Annotated in this window: 5 protein-coding genes; all 5 read left to right on the forward strand. The window is 44.3% G+C overall.

The window, feature by feature from the left end; genetic code table 11:
* Positions 1 to 226 precede the first annotated feature (226 nt).
* The 5 genes from HY960_04660 to HY960_04680 all read left to right on the forward strand — a co-directional run bounded on the left by HY960_04660 (position 227) and on the right by HY960_04680 (position 19,255).
* The gene (locus tag HY960_04660; protein ID MBI5215021.1) at positions 227 to 8,689 is read left to right on the forward strand and encodes a T9SS type A sorting domain-containing protein; all 8,463 of its coding nucleotides are present in this window, start codon (positions 227 to 229) and stop codon (positions 8,687 to 8,689) included.
* A 185-nt stretch (positions 8,690 to 8,874) separates the two neighbouring features.
* On the forward strand, positions 8,875 to 11,226 hold the full coding sequence (locus tag HY960_04665) for a T9SS type A sorting domain-containing protein (GenBank protein MBI5215022.1): 2,352 nt from the start codon (positions 8,875 to 8,877) through the stop codon (positions 11,224 to 11,226).
* A gap of 272 nt (positions 11,227 to 11,498) precedes the next feature.
* Positions 11,499 to 13,868, forward strand: a complete 2,370-nt coding sequence (locus HY960_04670) for an SBBP repeat-containing protein (protein MBI5215023.1) — start codon at positions 11,499 to 11,501, stop codon at positions 13,866 to 13,868.
* Positions 13,869 to 14,380: 512 nt separating this feature from the next.
* On the forward strand, positions 14,381 to 14,560 hold the full coding sequence (locus tag HY960_04675) for a hypothetical protein (GenBank protein MBI5215024.1): 180 nt from the start codon (positions 14,381 to 14,383) through the stop codon (positions 14,558 to 14,560).
* Between the two features lie 258 nt (positions 14,561 to 14,818).
* Positions 14,819 to 19,255, forward strand: a complete 4,437-nt coding sequence (locus HY960_04680; protein MBI5215025.1) for a DUF1573 domain-containing protein — start codon at positions 14,819 to 14,821, stop codon at positions 19,253 to 19,255.
* The last annotated feature ends 85 nt before the right edge of the window (positions 19,256 to 19,340 follow it).

Raw genomic sequence — 19,340 nt, forward strand, 5'->3', positions numbered from 1 at the left:
TCATATGCCTCACTTATGAAAAATAAGTGACAGTCAGTTCTTTCCATTTAACTATCAGTTCTTTCCCCGATGTATCAACGTCGGAATATCATTCGTTGAGTCTCGTTAACGAACATTGCTAACGAGCAAGTATTACAATAAATATATTTTCATTTTTTTGCGCGGCAACGAAGTGTGCCGGCTATTTTTTTCTAACACTAAACAACAACTATTAGTTGAGGAAGTTATGAATACTGTTACTCGTTTACTATTTGCAACCTGTGTTGTTGCAACAATTGTATTTTTTTCCACGTCATTTGCACAGAAGCAACAACCGTCAAAAGACGTAATGTCTAAAGGCATGGAGTTACTGAAGAATTATAAAATTCCGGCGCCATCAAATCCGCCTGAAGTGGAAACTCCACAACAATCGTGGGAAAGGCGTTCTCGTGAGCAGTCGAAGTTCACGAACAAACCTACCGTCGTTCCTGAACAAAAAATTGAGCCAGCCGAAACACAATATCTCGGCGGAGGTTCAAACAAAAAACTGATAGACCAATTTCAGCAACAATCCAGTCAACAAACTCCTGAAAAAATGAGAGCGGTACTCGAAGAGAAAATCCGAAATGGAGAAGTGAAAGATTATCGCACACTTTCAATTGAAGAGCAGAAGAAACAACTTCAAGATAAAATTCAACGTGGGGAAGTGAAGGATATGCGCCAGTTGTCTGTGGAAGAAATGAAGTGGCAACTTGATGAAAAAATTCAGAAGGGTGAAGTGAAAGACTTACGTTCGGATGAGCAGAAAAATATTCAAGGCAACAATGTACAGGGAACTCGACGCGATGGAAGAACTTTGGGTGAAGAATTGAGTATTAAGCCCAAGGCGACAATCAATGAAAAAGGATGGACACCGATAGAGCCATTCAATGATATTTCAAATTTTCAGATTATTCATAATGCTGATATGGTAGCGGCGGGGTATGGAGGAATGCGAACAATAGGAACGGGAACATTGACGCTTGCAGGCGTAAGTGGAACAATTCAGAAGGCGTATCTTTATTGGAGCGGTCCGACATTATCACTGAACCCCAATGCCAATGCCAATGTGATGTTCGCAGGGAATCCAGTGACCGGTGTGAACATTGGCTTTTCCAACGATAATTGCTGGGGCGGTACGAACAGTCAAGCGTACAGAGCGGATGTTACTTCACTGGTGACGGGAAACGGAAGTTATAGCCTTGCAGGATTTTTACAATCGGATGCAGATATTAATGGAGTATCACTGATAGTATTTTTTAATGACGGTAACTCAGCCAACGACCGCGATTTTGTCATCTTCGATGGGAACGATTCAAACATTAATAATCCGTATGATGCAGTAGGTTGGAACGTACTTCTTTCGGGAATCAACTATACTTCAGGAACAGCAAACGTTGTTCTACACGTCGGAGATGGACAAAGTTGGGTAGATGATAATCTCTATATTAATGGTCTCGTGCTGGCTCCCGGACCACAAGTCTTTGCAGGAAACACCGTCCCGAACGGTCCTTCTGCAGCGAATACGAATGGAGGATTATGGGATATTAAGACATTTGATATTACGTCGTATATGTCACCGGGAATAAATAATTTTTTGTTGACAACCGGTTATGCAACTGATGGTGACTGCTTAGGACTCGTTGCTGCAATTGTTGATTTACCGGCTGGTTCAGCGCCACAAGAATTCGGCACGGCGAAAATTCAAGGAATGAAATTTAATGATACCAATGGCGATAGTTTGAAGGGTGTTGATGAACCGGGACTTCAAGGATGGATTATTCGGTTACACCAAGGGGATTCACTTGTCAGTACTGTAATAACCGATCCGATGGGTAATTACACTTTTGCGAACTTACTCCCTGGTACCTACACGGTAAGTGAATCGTTGAAAAATGGATGGAACCAGACTGTGCCTGCTACTCCGGGAACTTATACCGTCATTGTGGATAGTGGACAGATAGTTACTGGTAAAGATTTTGGAAATAAAATGGTTGCCACAAATTTTGTTTCCGGAATGAAGTTTCATGACCTCAACGCAAATGGTCAAAAAGACTCAGGAGAACCCGGCTTAGCAGGTTGGACGATAAATGCGTATGGATATTATTATGGTGGTCAATGGTCGGCAGTCACTGATAATAATGGTAATTACACAATTGCAATTGTTTCTCAGCCGGATTATTACAGAGTTGATGAAACAGGGCAAGCAGGGTGGCTCCAGACAGTTGGTAATTGGGGATGGGATTGGCTGACTGCTAACGGTGATACGATTCATGTTGATTTTGGAAATCGTCTCGCGTTTCCGAATTATTTTACGGGAATGAAATTCAATGACCTTGACAGGAATGGTCTCAAGGATAGTGGTGAACCGGGTTTGCCCGGGTGGACTATTACTGTAAACGGATATAATACTGGTGGTTCATGGTCGGCGGTAACGGATTCGAACGGAATGTATTTTATCACTTCGCATTCTTATCCTGATTATTATTTTATCAATGAGACAAACCAGACGGGTTGGACTCAGACGTTGGGTAATTATAGTTGGATATATCGTAATGCTGTTGGTGATACGGGAGTTTATGATTTCGGCAATCGTGCTAACTATCCGAATTATTTTACAGGCATGAAATTCAATGACATAAATCATAATGGTGTGAAAGACCAGGGAGAACCGGGAATGGCGGGATGGACTATTACGGTTAGCGGATATTATAATGGCGGTTCGTGGTCTGCTGTTACCGATACGAATGGAATGTATTTCATAGCGACTCATGCCTATCAGGATTATTATTTTGTCAATGAAACGAATCAACCGGGATGGTACAAGACGACACCCGCATACGACTGGTGGTATCAATATGCAACCGGAGACACTGCCTTTAATACTGATTTCGGTAATTGGCTTGTTCCTCTTGGCTCAATCCGCGGAATGAAGTTTCATGATTTAAATTATAATTATTCCAAAGACCCGGGTGAGCCGGGAATTCCGGGATGGACTATTCATGCAACGAAACAATCGGATGGTACTATTTACACAACCGTTACCGATGCAAATGGGATGTATGCCTTTGATAGTCTTACTATGGTCAGTTACTATACTGTTTCGGAAGAGCAGCAAATGGATTGGATACAAACATACCCGAATGGAAATTGGTCCTTCCAGGTTGCCGGCGATACGGTAGTAGATATTAATTTTGGTAATTACTTACCACCGCAAGGACCGCTTCGTGTAAATACGCTTCCAAGTTATAGTGTGAATACCAATTACGGTAACGCGTTAGCTGGTGTTCCTCTGGCAGTGTGGGGAAATGTCCATGGTGGAGTCGTGCCGTTACAATATGTTTTGGATTATGGTGATGGTACAATAGAATCCGGTACCGTAACGTATCGCCGGTATATCGGTACAAACCATACGTATGCTACTGCGGGGTATTATTCAATGACATTAACAATTACCGATAATCTCGGCGCTGTTGATGTAGATGGTTCGGTCGTCCGAGTGTTTGCCGGTTCCACTCCGGAGATACAAAGGAACATGGCAATTGAAAGGGGATTGTTATACGATTATCTGCATCAATATGCTGATGGGCATTTTACCGGTTCAGATGCACAAGCTGCAACCGGTGCATCGGTTCTGTCATTTGAAGAGAATGGGCATCTCCCGAATAACAATATCAATACGGACATCTATGCTGAATACGTTAAGCAAGGACTTGACTATTTGTTCAGCACGGCTGCAACATCAATTATTTATGCTCAAACAGCAGGTAACCCTGATAGCGATGGAGATGGAATTGGCTCCTTCTTGAGTGGTTCGGTGTACGCTAATGGAATAGCGCTCCTCTCTGTCATCGGGGCACATCCCTCTGCGATTAGCGCTCAGGCAGATATTATTACAGTCGGACCGTATAACGGGCAATCATATTATGAATTCATTGTGGATGCGCTTGACCAAATAGCATTCAGTCAGACTGATGTCGGGGAATATGGACGTGGCGGTTGGAGATACACGGCAAATTATGCATCGAATGGAAGCAGTGATAACTCTGCTGTTCAATGGCATTCGTTGGTGATTGAGGCGGCAGAAAAATTATGGGGGAGAACTATTCAACCCTTTGTAAAGAGTGAACTGTTAATCTGGTTACAGTATTCTCAGGATGGAAGTGGTGGTTTTGGATATACTGACCCGGGTAACTGGAACAATCCGGCAAAGACCGGTTCAGGTATCGGTTCGTATGCCGCCCTTGACTATCTCTCAACTTCAGCCCCCGTTACAAATGCAATTTCATTTCTCGATGCCTACTGGAATTATGATAACTTCGGCAATCTCTATGCGATGTATGCCGTCAAGAAAGGAATGAGTATCATTGATAACCGTTCCGGCGTTTCACTGATAGGTGCGCATAACTGGAGAGATGAGTATAATAGTTATCTCGTTAGTACTCAGGGTGCAGATGGTTCATGGTCGAGCACTTGGGTAAATGGTCCCGATGCTTTATCAACTTCATTTGGTGTTCTCATTCTTACACCTGGTGTTTCCCAACTTCGCCCGGTTGCTGTCATTGCACCCATAAGTTCAAAACCGCCGAACACCTCGTTTGCGGTTGATGGTTCAGGTTCACATCATATGGATCCGAATAAAACCATCATTGAATATTTATGGGATTGGGATGTGTCTAATGGTGTTGATTGGAACAATCCGGATGCTGTCGGTCCCAATCCGACCAATCCCGGCTACCCAAATAATGGAACATATACCATCTCACTTCGTGTGAAAGATAACAGCGACCCCGCGTTGTTTGATTATGACACAAAACAAGTAATTGTTCAAAGTACAAACAACCCGCCGGTTGCTGTGCCGATACCGTTTGCTCGTGGTCCGGTCTATGCGGCGAGAGTCGGTGAACCGATTCTCCTCGATGGACGAGATTCCTACGACCCGGATTACCCGGCTGATTCAGTCATTGCATTCAACTGGGATACGAATGGCGATGGAATCCACGGCGATGTTACGACCGATACAATTACCGTTGTGTTCAATAATGAATACAACGGTCAGGTTGGATTGCGAGTGTACGATACACATAATGATTCCAGCACAAACAATGCGTACATCACGATTGTATCATCAAGGAAAGATATTTTTGTTGAACAGTTTATCGTGAATCCCGGATTCGGTTCATCGGGTGATAGTCTTGATTTCTTTGCTGTGTTCAAGAACGATGACCTGTCGAACTTGAATGTAATGAATGTTCTCGTACGATTCTATGATGAAAATCCGAGAACGACCGGCAACCAGATTGGCGGCGACTTCTACGTTGATTTACCAATCGGTACACGTGATTCTGTTTCGACTCGTTTGAAACTTCCAACACTCCCTTCGGGCGCGAGAAGTTTATACGTCTATCTCGACGCGAATGATAATTTCGCAGAATGGGATGAAGTAAATAACTTTGGCTCCTTCCAATTTTCTGTTGGTTCGTTTGCTTCAATTCTCGGACAAAAATTCGAGGATGTGAATGGAAACGGAGAGAAAGATGTTGACGAACCGGGAATTCCCAACTGGAAGATATTCTTAGGCGGGGCGAGGAATGATTCAACAATCACCGATGTAAACGGAAATTATTCCTTTGGGTATATCACTCCGGGGACATACACAGTCAGTGAAGATGATGAATCGCTCTGGGTGCAGACAAAGCCAGCCAATCCCAATTACTATACCATCAATGCAAGTTTAGATAGCGCTTATATGGGGAATGATTTCGGAAACTTCCACGTCGGAACTATTTCCGGTATGAAGTTCCTCGATGTGAACCGTGATAGTTTGAAAGGTGAATCAGAACCCGGCTTGGAAGGATGGACAATCAATCTTATTGGTGTGAATGGAACTGTTTCAACCGTTACCGATGCGAATGGAAATTATTCGTTCACGAACGTTGGGCCGGGCGAGTACGACATCGAAGAAGTGATTGAACCGGGCTGGTTCCAGACATTCCCCAAGAGCATTGTCTATGAAGTTTCGATGCTCAGTAACAGTAATTTGTATGGTTATGACTTCGGAAATTATCAGAGCATGACCATTAGCGGAATGAAGTTCAATGATTTGAACGGTAACGGTGTCAAGGAAACAGGCGAACCGGGATTACCAAACTGGAAGATTGTGCTTCAAGGCGCAATTGCAGAAACAACTTCGACGGCAATTGATGGAACATATCAATTCACCATCACCTCAGAAGGAACATACACAGTTACTGAAATCCAACAAGCAGGATGGGTGCAAACAACGCCGTCGTATCCTCCGTTTACCGTAGTGTTCGGACAAAACGTTACCGATGTTGATTTCGGAAACTATAAACAGCCGAAGATTACCGGAATGAAGTTCGAAGATTTGAACGGCAACGGAATAAAAGAGCAAGGTGAACCGGGCTTGAGCGGCTGGACAATCAAAGGAACAAAAGGTCAATCAACAAAAACGACAGTGACAGGAGGAGATGGTTCCTACACCATGCTGTTTGATTCAACGGAAATCGGGTCGTGGACTATCAGTGAAATCCTGCAACAGAACTGGCAACAAACTTTCCCGGCGAACGGAACATATTCAGTGAACATCCAATCGGGTGTTGAAGTGAATAATCTCGATTTCGGGAATTTTTTGCCTGCTTCAATTTCCGGTCAGAAATTTAACGATATGAACGGTGACAGTTTGACCTCAGGCGACCCGACGTTGAACGGATGGACAATTCAATTATGGAAGGGTGAAGTGTTAGTTGGAACTGTGGTTACTTCCGGTAATGGAAATTATTCATTCGGGAATTTGATGCCGGGAAATTACAATGTCATGGAAGTGGTTCAACAAGGATGGGTACGAACTGCGCCGCAAGGCGGAGTCCACCTCGTTACACTTACTTCCGGAATGAATGTCACCGGAAAAGATTTTGCCAACTTCAAACTTGTTTCCATCAGCGGGATGAAGTTCCACGATTATGACGGTGATTCAATCAAAGATGTGAACGAAAGCGGATTACCCGATTGGCAAATTCTTCTTCAGAAGGATGGAGTTCCGTTTGATACGGCAATCACCGACGCGAATGGAAATTATTCGTTCACAGAATTGTTTGCAGGTGAGTACAATATCTGTGAAGAAGTTGTTGAAGGATGGTATCAGACAAAACCTACATCCGAATGTTATTCGGAGACGATTGTCAGTGGCGGTAATCTTGCAGACAGAGATTTCGGCAACTTTGAGTTCGGTACGATTGCCGGTTACAAATTCTTCGACCATGACAGCGCCGGAGATTTTGATACTCAGTTCGATGACTTCTTGGACAGTTTGAGAGTTGTACTTATCGGTACTCATACTCAGCCGGAAACTGTGTTAACGGATGCGAACGGACAATTTCTGTTCGGGCAAGTCCCGGCTGATAATTATACAATAAAAGAAGTTCCGCGGGCATTGTGGAGACAAACGTACCCGACACTTGGCGCCTCCTATTCATTAACGATGGTGAGCGGGTTGGATACAAGCGGATTCGTGTTTGGAAATTTCTACATGCCTGATACAGGGAAGTACAGAACGTTTATGCGAACAGATTATTACAAAGCCGCTTCTGCGAAACCGAGAGGCAAAACACAAATTAAGAAGCCGAACGCAGGAAATATTCGCGACAGCGTTTTTCTCAATCGCGGCTACGGTTGGGATTCTCCGATTGACAGCGGGTATCTCCGTGTCGGTGTCCGGCGGTATGATAGCACCGATTGTTACGGCTGGTTCTTTTTCCCGTACGATAGCATCCGGGAAAAGACTCAACGGAAACGCGGCTATCACGCTCCGTCAGTCTCGAAATATCAATTTGCCAAACCATGGAAGAAAGAACCGAAGACTAACTACTCATGGTGGACAGGTGAAATCAATACGTCATCGCAGTTTGCGAATGCAACGAATCATCTTGGCTTTGAGTTGCTCACACTGAAAACAAACGTGGCCGCGAGCGACTTAGGACATACGCCTGTCGGTTTGGGTGATTTGGTGTTCGACAGAATTTCCGGTCCCGATACAATCTTTAACAACATGACCATCAGGCAAATAATCGCGCAGTGCGATACGGCATTGACGATGGGAATAAAACATTGTCCCGCTCCGGCTCCGGTTGATACCATGATTCCGATTTCGCGATTGATTATCATGGATAGTGTTGTCACCAGATTGAATCGCGATTTCTGGAAAGCGCTTGATTCGAGAAAGTTTACCGACTCGATTTCAACAAGTCCGTTGCGGTTCAAAGGAGCAGTTGCATTGTACAAAGTACCATACCTGAAACGAGATGTTACGAAGGTAAGTGCGCTGACTAGATTTATTCCGACGGTTACGCAATCTGCTATTCCGTATGAGTATTTGTTGGAACAGAATTACCCGAATCCGTTTAATCCCAAAACTGTGATTCGTTATCAATTATCCGTTACAAGTACTGTAACATTGAAAATATATGATATGCTCGGAAGGGAAGTTGTCTCAATGGCAGATAATGAAATAATGGATGAAGGTGATTACGAAATGGAATTCGATGCGTCCGATTTAGCATCCGGTGTTTACTTCTATCGCTTGTTAGCGAACGGTACGGATGATAACTCAGCAACATTCGTTGATGTAAAGAAGATGTTGCTTGTCAAATAGTGACAAGTAACACTCGGGTAAAGACCCGATATAACTTAAGCCCAAGAGGTGCGGAATACAACCCGCACCTCTTTTTTTGATTTTGAGTTAGAACACATAGCCCAAAAAAACCCTTGTAAAACCTACCTAATCTCTCTACATTTACATCAAATAAAAGCAATCTAACAATTTTCAAGGAACCAGCTATGAAATCTTGTAAACAATTTCTTTTTCTTTTGATATTGGCGGGCATCATGATTGAACCCCTGAGCGCTCAATATGTGCGGCAATGGGTCGCCCGCTACACCGGTCCGACGAAAAAGACAAACGAAGTCGCCTCGATGATGACAGCCGATGATTCGGGCTTTGTCTATGTTACGGGGTGGACAAAACGTAAATCCACAAACGTAGATTATGTAACACTGAAATATTCTCCCGATGGAGAACTCATCTGGCAGGCATTTTACGGAGCGACAGGGAAAGGTGACGATAAAGCGCTCGCCGTCGCGGTTGATACTTCACATAATGTCTATGTGACGGGAACATCGGCAACAACAAGCAGTGGTTTGAATATCGTGACGGTAAAATATGATAGCAACGGGGTTATTCTCTGGACGAAATCGTATAGCGGCTCCGGCAACGGAGAAGATGTACCGGTTGCTATCGCCGTGAATGATTCTCAGCATGTTTATGTTTCCGGCTACAGTGTGGGTTCGGGGACGAGTTATGATTATGTAACAATCAAATACGATTCACTCGGAAATGAGGTATGGGCAAAACGATACAACGGTCCGGCGAATGGCGATGACCGTGCATACGCGATGGCGTTACGAGGAACTACCGATGTCTATGTTACTGGTGCAAGCACCGATACGATGTATGATTATTTCACCATCAAATACAACGCGGCGACAGGTGATTCATTATGGGCGGTTCGATACAACGGCTCAGGCAACGGAGATGATATCGCGCGAGCGATTGTGTTACGAACCTCGACCGATGTAGTCATCACCGGAAGCAGTAAAGATTCTGTCAACGGTTTTGATTATGTCACCATCAGATATAGTTCTGCCGGAGCGGAAGTTTGGAACGCGCGATATAACGGCAACGCAAACAGCGATGACCATGCGTACGCAATTGATATTCACAGCAATAGCAGGATATATGTCACCGGGAGAAGTTTACAGGTGGGAAGTTTCAACGATGCGACAACAGTGAAATATAATTTCAGCAATGGCTCGGAAGATTGGGTGCAATCATTTAACGGCGCCGCGAACGATGATGATAAGGGATTGGCAATGCTCGGTGGCGGTACGCCGTACATTGCAGCGGCAAGCAGTGGTTTCGGTGTCGGGTATGACTACGCGTTGATTTCCTACAACGGAAGCAACGGCGATGAAAATTGGAATACAACGTACAATGGGACAGGAAACCTCGACGATGTTCCGGCAGATATACTTTCATCCGGCGGAGCGATTTACGTTACCGGGAAAAGCAGTCCTGACAGCAAAACAACCGATATTGTTACGATTAAATATGTTGACCAAAATAAACTGAAGTACCGGACAGTAATTCAGGATAGTTTGGCAGGAAAGGCGAACAATGTAACGAAGGTGGCGGCAAATTATGGGAACTTCCGCGATACGGCATTTGCACGGGCATTTCCGAAAATCAAAAAAGGATTTCCGGGCGCGCCGGGAGGAATGGTTCTTGGCAATGCACGACCTGACAGCGCGCTTGCATACGGATGGGTTCGCATGACAAGCGGGAAAGCGATTACGAAATTTATTCCTCAAACCGGTACGCCGCGCGGGTTTGATTTGTATGGCGGAGTTACGTTTGTCGGTGAGAAAAAAGACGCGAAACTCGATAAGTACAACAACAAACTTGTCGGCAACCTGATTGCATTACGTCTCAACATCGGGGCGAGCGATGCGGAAGTTACGCCACCGACCTTTGGTGATTTAACCTACGAGGGATTTGATACTGTCGGCGGATTAGTATTAACGGGAATGTCGTTGCGACAGATTGCTTCACTGACGGATAACTTCCTCACATACTGGCAAAAATATCCGACTCTCGAATGGAGCCGGCTTGATTCAGTTCTTGATAGAATCAACTCTGCATTTACCGGAGAGTTGAAGGTCGTCAGTGCGCAGCCATTAGTGTTTACGGGTGTAAAGTTGATTGACAGTGTTGCGTTCTTATCACCCGGAATTGCGCCAATCGCTGAACCGTTGAAATTCATTCCCGGCTCGCTCGATGAAACGCCGAACACGTTTGCGTTGAGTCAGAACTATCCGAACCCGTTCAACCCGACAACGGATTTCGGATTTCGGATTTCGGATTTCGGATTAGTGAATTTGAAGGTGTATGATATGATTGGAAGAGAAGTAGCAATCGTTGTTGATAATCAGGCAATGGAAGAAGGAGAATATGAGTTTTCCTTCGATGGTTCTTCGCTTGCAAGCGGTGTCTATTTCTATCGGCTGACCGCGACTTCTCTTGAGGACGGAACAACGTTTTCCGAAACAAAGCGGATGTTGATGATGAAATGATGCAGTCGTTTCATTGGAAGTTCCGTACAGCGGGACTGTTAATGAAATAACACAAACGGTTTGAAATGCGACTCATTTTTCTCACAGGATGTTCTGAACATCAAAGCAAGATAATCCTCAGAAAGAAATGAGTCGCACTTCCGGTACTCTGAAACTATACCGAACAAAAATAGTTACTACCATTACAGCATTTAGTTCAAAGGTTGGTGTGGTTATGAAACCCGCCTTCTGATTTTTTTAATTATCATTTAACATGTTTTAGGGATATTACAATGAAAAAAAGTTACCAATATATTTTACTACTTATTAGTTTTGCATTGTTGAGCGCATACACAGATGCTCAATTAGCCCGTGAGTGGAAAGCACAATTCGGGAGTATTAAAAAAGGAACCGACGGTGGAACTGCAATCACGGTGGATGATTCGGGATATATCTATGTCGGTGGATATTCACAAAGGAAAACGACCGGGATTGATATGGTTGTTCTAAAATATCATCCGGATGGTGAAGTTCAATGGACTGCATATTACTCTTCGGGAGGAAAACTTGCTGACAAAGCGTTGGCAATTGCCGTAGATACAGGCAACAATGTTTACGTAACAGGAACAACACTCACTTCCTCAAACGGATTAGATTACGTGACGGTCAAGTTTGATACTTCCGGCAGTTTGCTTTGGTCTGTTACATATAACGGAACAGGGAACGGAGACGATGTCCCTGTTGCCATTGCTGTAAACGATTCGCTGAATGTTTATGTGACCGGTTCAAGTCAAGGAAGCGGAGGAACGGGACTTGATTTCGCCACAGTGAAATATGACCGAGACGGTAATCTTGTTTGGGCAAAACGATTTACAGGAGATGGACATGGCAATAAACGTGAAGATAAAGCAACTGCAATGGCGCTTCGCGGCACAGAGGATTTATACGTGACCGGGTATTGTACGGAAGGAACAGCCAACTTCCTGACGATAAAATACAATGCAATCACCGGCGATACTGTGTGGACAGCCCGCTATAACGGACCGTCAGATTTGCAAGATATGGCAACTGCGATTGTTCTTCGAAGTACCAGCGATGTTTTTGTGACGGGCTCCAGTCAGGATGTTGCCAATGGCTATGATTATCTTACCATCAAATATGACACCGCCGGAAATGAACAGTGGGTTTCCCGGTATAATGGAAATGCAAACTCCGATGATATGGCGTGTGCGATAGCGATCAGCGGAACTACGAGAGTCTATGTTACCGGAAGAAGTTTACAGGTAGGGAGTTCCAATGATATTGTTACGGTAAACTATAACATGTCAACGGGAGCGGAGGATTGGGTCTCAATATTAAATGGAACGGCAAACGATGAAGATGCCGGTGTAGCAATTCTTGGAGGAAATAATCCTCATGTGATTGGAAAAAGTACCGGGTACGGAGTGAAATACGATTATGTGTTTCAGGAAATAAAAGGAAGCAACGGCGACGAAAACTGGAACACGCGGTACAATGGTTCGGGGAATGCAGATGACATCCCGGCGGCAATTGTTTCCTCCGGTACAGCATATTATATCACCGGCAGTACGAGCCCGGATGGTAAGACAACAGATATTCTTACTATCAAATATAATGATAAGAAGAAAATGAAATTCAGAACATTCCTGCAGGATAGTCTCTATCAAAAAGGAGTGGCGCTGAAAACATTAGCGGTTGTTCCTAATTACGGAAATTTCCGGGATACATCCTTCGCACGGGCATTCCCGAAAATCAAATCCGGAAACCCCGGTGCGCCCGGTGGTATGGTGATTGGCAATCCGAGACCCGATAGCGCGACGCAATACGGGTGGATGCGGATAACGAAGGGACCTTCCATCATCAAGTTTATCACGCATACATCTGCGCCCCGCGGGTTTGATACATACGATGGAAATCCTTTTGTCGGTGAAAAGAAAGACCCGAAACTTGAAAAATACAATAACAAACTTGTCGGTGAACTGCTTGCGTTAAAACTCAATATCGGAGCCAGCGATGCGGAAGTCACCACGCCGATGTTCGGCGATTTAACATACGAAGGAGAAGATACGGTAGGCGGCGTTGTGCTTACCGGGATGACGTTACGGCAAATCGTCTCGCTCACCGATAATTTCCTTACGTACTGGCAAAAATACCCGACGCTCGAATGGGTAAAACTTCATTTGATTTTGAAGACAATTAACAATTCATTTACAGGTCCGTTGAAGATTGTCAATCAACAGCCGCTTGCTTTTACCGGCGCGGTTCATATTGATAGTGTTCCGCTTTTTGGCGCGCCGACCATTGCACCGGCAAATGAGCCGTTACGGTTTGTCCCCGGCTCGCTCGATGAAACGCCGAATGCGTTTGCATTGAATCAGAATTATCCGAACCCGTTTAACCCGACAACGAATTTCGGATTTCGGATTTCGGATTTCGGAGTAGTGACGTTGAAGGTGTATGATATGATTGGACGGGAAGTGGCAACCGTGGTGAACAATCAGACAATGGAAGAAGGGGAATATGAGTTTTCCTTTGATGGTTCTTCGCTGGCAAGCGGTGTCTATTTCTACCGGCTGACCGCGACTTCTCTTGAGGACGGAACAACGTTTTCCGAAACAAAGCGGATGTTGATGATGAAATGACGCCAAAGATGAACGTGCGACTCACTTCTCCTTGATAGTTGTCTGAACATTCAATTTCAGATGTTCTTTCGAGGGGTAAGTGAGTCGCACGTTTTTTTCATTCGTCCTCGTTATGCTTTGTGTGAGGTGAGATTGAAAAGGAAAGTACGTGGCACCTTTGCTTTTCCATTTCAAATGTTTGAATAGGTATTGTTAATTGTTGAAAAGTTATTTATACTTGCAACGTTTTGACGTGTAAGTAGTTATAGTAATAATTGTTAAATCATATTTTCTAACTTGTTAAATCTTTCAAGCCCGGACGTTCAATGCCTGAAGCCAAATTCAGACGTATTTTCAAGGGGCAAGTGAGTCGCACTTCTGTTAGGGAAGCACAATTTTTTGAAATATTGGTTTTTTGAGCCAAAATGAAGGGAATAGTGACTTACATTGAAGCAAAGGTAATCTACATTGCGATAAATACAATCTACATAGCCATAAAATCAATCTAAATGAAGGGAAAATCAATAATTTCAATGGCTATGTTTGTAAACACAACGCCGAAGTTTGTCAACACAATGGCGAAGTATGCCAACACAACGCCGATGTCAATCTACACATTGGTGAAGTATGCCGACACAACGCCAATGTTATTCAACACAATGGCGAAGTATGTCAACACAACGCCAATGTTATTCGACACAATGGCGATGTAACGCACTGCAACGCCGATGTCTCTTAACACAATGACGATGGGTTGAGACTCAACAACGAAAACAGCCAAGACAAGGGTGGGTTGAGAACTGCATTCTCTTGACCATCACAGGTTAACAGTTTTTTGAACAACCTTCCAACGTAGGTGTACAATGCAATTTCTCCTTTGTCACCTTGAATAAAATAGTTACATTGTAGCCGTACAGACTGACAAAGTCAACAATTTCCTAACCAGCAAACTTATTTAGAAAGCGTTTTTTATGAAGAAATCATTCTTCAATGCTATTGTGTTCTCTTTTCTGTTTTTTGTGATGGGTGGAGGCGTAACTCAGGCACAGCAGGTAATTATTAATGAATTATTTAATAGTGGTAATTCAAATGACGAATGGGTAGAACTGCTTGTTGTCCAAGATGGAGTGGATATGAGAAGTTGGGATATTCGCGATTTCAGTTCGGGGGGTGTTGCTCAAAATCCCCTTAGATTTACAACCAGTACACTTTGGGGTAATTTGAACAAGGGAACACTCATTGTAGTAGGAAAATCAGGTATTACAACAGCAGAAGATACAGATCCATCCGATTATGTATTAGTGATTAAAGCTAACAACTCACTTTATTTTGCAGTTGATTCCAGTTTTCTTTTTGCAGGAACCAGCGATGCTGTTCAACTTCGGGATGCTTCTGATACTCATATTTTTGGAGTTTCATGGGGAACAAGTAATGCTTCAAGCCTTCCTTCCCCAAAAGTACATTTTACAGGTTCTTCAACATCGACCACTGCTATTTCTTTTAATGAAGACTCAACACCAGAGCTAACGACAACAACGAACTGGACATTCAATGATGCAACGCCAACGCAGGGTGCTGGCAACGGCGGCAATAATACTTCATGGATTACTTCTCTCCGCGCTGTCACCGATGGCGCGGGAACTGCAACCATCAATCCCGACACAGTTAATCATGGCGTGTTGACAAATTTTGAAATTACGTACGCGACTGATGCATCAGTCATCATCACCGATATGAGAATTGTTGTCCCTTCAAACTTCAGTTGGTCGCACGATGCGGCAGATGTTGATTACACCGACATGACTGCAACAGAAAGCGTTTCCGGCGATACAATTTATTTTAATAACATCACGTTCAATGCTTCATCAACAGTTATTACTATTAATAATGTAACACCGCCGGATAGTACTTCATCGTATCCGTTCAGAGTTCAGACAAAAGCGGTAACAAACTACGCGACGATTGTTTCTCCGACGAATGTTGTTGTGTTCGGTGTGCCTGTGGATATTGCAACCATTAAAACGAACGATGCGAATGGCGTTCCGCTCCGGCTTGGTCAGTTAGTAACGGTTCGCGGAATTATGACTGTCGGAAATGAATTCGGAGGTCCATCATACATTCAGGATAACACGGCAGGGATGGCAATTTTCGGTTCTGCTCTTTCTTCGGTTGTAGCAGTCGGGGATGAAGTGATTGTTACAGGAAAGATTGAACCGTTCAACGGGTTGTTTGAATTAGTAAGTCCATACGTTAATCAGATTGTCAGTTCGGGGAATGAAGTTATACCACTCACAGTGAATTGCTCTCAAATTGCCGGCGATGGAGTTGGTGGAATTGAATTGTATGAAGGTCTGTTGGTACGATTAAATGGAGTCACTGTCACCGGTTCGGGTTCTTGGGCGTATCAAAATTATCCGCTTGCAGACGCATCCGGAAGTACAGAAATACGAATTGATAACACTACCAATATCATCGGCACGACTATTCCGGGAAGCGCCTTTGACCTCATCTGTGTAGTTTCCCAATTTGACAACTCATCACCATTTGCAAGCGGCTATCAATTGATGCCGCGAACAACGACTGATATTATGGCTGATGGTCCATTGATTGTCACAACACCGTATGAAAGCGATATTACCTCCTCGTCGTTCAAAATCAATTGGACAACATTTAACAACGGCACAAGCAGATTGCGTTATGGAACCACATCAAGTTACGAACTTGGAACAGTTGCACCGGACAATACCGAACGAACATCGCACGTGGTTGATGTCTCCGGACTTTCCGCCGCGACGATGTACCATGTGCAGGCGTTTTCCGTTGCAAGCGCGGAAACAAGTTTTGCCGGAGATATGATTGTCAGTTCCGCTTCACCTGCCGGTTCGACCGGGCAAATCAATGTCTATTTTAATAAGACGGTGAACACGTCTGTTTCAAACGGTGAAAATGCAAATGGAAATTATGATTTGTTATCGAAAGTTATATCAAAAATCAACAATGCAAAGCGTTCGATTGATGCGTGTATTTACAGTTTGAGCGCGGCGAATTACGGAGATTTAGTCGCGGCGGCGTTGATTGCGGCAAAGAATCGTGGTGTCAAAGTTCGTGTCATTAGCGAATACGACAATCAATCGCAAAGCGGATTTCAGGATTTAGTTGCAGGCGGCATTACTCCGATCACCGACCGGTTTGATGCTTCATGGTTTGGCGCAGGGTTGATGCATAATAAGTTTATCGTGTTTGATGCGCGAGGCGGCGCGCCGGAAAGTATTTGGGTGTGGACCGGTTCATGGAATCTCACACAGCAAGGAACTGCCGATGACCGGCAGAACGTCATTGAAGTTCAGGATGTTGCGTTGGCGAACGCGTACATGGAAGAGTTCAACGAAATGTGGGGAAGCAACAATGACACACCGAACGCAAGCACAACACGCTTCGGCGGAAGAAAACTCGACAACACGCCGCACCGGTTCAACGTGAACGGTGTTTCGATGGAAATGTATTTCAGTCCCGAAGATAAAACGACATCGAAAATCGGGAAGACATTAAGCAAGGCGCAGAGTTCTGTTTCTGCCGCGCTGTTAACATTTACGCGTGATGAACTTGGCGATACGGTCGTTGCGATGAAGAACAGGGGAAATAAAGTTCGGGTCGTCATGGATAACAACACTGACACGGGAAATGAATACAGCAAACTCCAGACGGCAGGTGTAGACGTTCATCTTGCCGCAGGGAGCGGATTGTTGCATCATAAATATGCATTAGTTGATGCAGAGAATTCCGCAGGAACGCCATACACGATTACCGGTTCGCACAACTGGTCGAGCAGTGCAGAAAACTCGAACGATGAAAACACGCTCATTGTTCAGGATGCGCGTGTAGCGAATTTATATTTACAGGAATTTGCCGCACGATATTATGAAGCGGGCGGTTCGGATTCGATACGACTTTCGTTGTCGGCATCGTTCACTCTTTCAGCATCAAGTTTTGATTTTGATAGCATTGATGTCGGAACGATTGTGCAGGATAGTTTCACGGTCACGAATGACGGTCCCGGAATTTTGAACGTAGCAAGTGTTACTTCTTCCAATGCTCGATTTAGTGTCACTCCGACGAATGCAACGGTTCCGGTTTCTTCATCACAAAAATTCTTTGTGACGTTCGCACCGACTCAGCCCGGAAATCAAACAGGAATAATCGTTCTTGTTCATAACGCTCCGGGAAGTCCCGATACCGTTAGCGTCGTCGGTTATGGAATTGACACGACAACGTACGCCTCAATTCAGTTAGGATTGAAAAACGGGTGGAATATGGTTTCTATGCCGGCAACCCTTTCAAGCACGGATAAAGATTCTGTGTTCCCGACTGCACAATCTCAGGCGTTCGCATATCAGGGGACGTATGTGTATCATCTTTCCTTGTTCTATGGAAGAGGATATTGGGTGAAATTTTCCGGCGAGCAAACCCGTTCATTCTCCGGTGTCGCAATTCAGCAGGATACCTTCGATTTGATTTCCGATTGGAACATGATCGGTTCAATTTCATACCCGGTACTTTCAAATTCCATCGCGCAAATTCCCGATGGGATTGTTCAAACAAGTTATTTCGGTTATGACAATGGATATTCGATTGCCGATACAATTCAGCCCGGAAAAGCATACTGGGTGAAAGTAAATCAGGCAGGAAAATTAGTGCTTGCCGCTTCTGCGTTCAGCGAAATGACGAAGCAAACAAGTCAGTTGGAGAGTTTGAACAAAATTGAAATTGTTGATGCGAACGGAAATTCATCCACGATGTATGTTGGCGCAAAACCAAATGAAGAATTTACAACGTTAGCATATGAACTACCGCCGCTTCCGCCGAACGAAGCGTTTGATGTTCGTTTCAGAAACGGAAATATGGTCGCGCTCATCAATCAGGAAAACGGAAGAAAAGAATTCCCGATTTCTGTTCAAGGTGCAACGTTGCCTTTGACAATCAAGTGGACCGTGAACGACAAATCAAATACGTATTCTTTATTGACAGGAAAAAATAAATCTGTTAAGATGAATGGAGCTGGCGAAGCGAAAATCAATGATGCGCAATCGCTCGTGCTGAAAGTTTCCGATGTTGCAATTCCGGAAGTGTATTCGCTCGGACAGAATTACCCGAACCCGTTCAACCCAATGACGACCGTTTCGTTCTCGCTTCCGTATCATTCACTCGTTTCATTGAAAGTGTACAACTCGCTTGGTCAGGTTGTACAGACGGTGTTTGAGCAACTGCAATTCGATGCGGGCTACCATGATGTAAAACTCGATGCAAGTTCGCTTTCATCCGGCGTCTATTATTATAGATTCGATGCCTCGGCGATGGGCGATGCAGCGAGGGAGTTTCATCAAACGAAGTCGTTGATGATTGTGAAGTAAAATTGTATATCGGTTGGGGCTGTCTCACAAGTTAGATTTATTGTAGACGCAACCTTCATGGTTGCGTTTCCAAATCAAAAACGCA

The organism is Ignavibacteriota bacterium, assembly GCA_016212665.1.
In the GTDB taxonomy this organism is placed as follows: Bacteria; Bacteroidota; Ignavibacteria; order UBA10030; family SZUA-254; genus FW602-bin19.

Bases quoted from the DNA above. Each gene is read 5' to 3' on its own strand.
- HY960_04660 (MBI5215021.1), top strand. From the start codon at position 227: ATGAATACTGTTACTCGTTTACTATTTGCAACCTGTGTTGTTGCAACA.
- HY960_04665 (MBI5215022.1), top strand. From the start codon at position 8,875: ATGAAATCTTGTAAACAATTTCTTTTTCTTTTGATATTGGCGGGCATC.
- HY960_04670 (MBI5215023.1), top strand. From the start codon at position 11,499: ATGAAAAAAAGTTACCAATATATTTTACTACTTATTAGTTTTGCATTG.
- HY960_04675 (MBI5215024.1), top strand. From the start codon at position 14,381: ATGGCTATGTTTGTAAACACAACGCCGAAGTTTGTCAACACAATGGCG.
- HY960_04680 (MBI5215025.1), top strand. From the start codon at position 14,819: ATGAAGAAATCATTCTTCAATGCTATTGTGTTCTCTTTTCTGTTTTTT.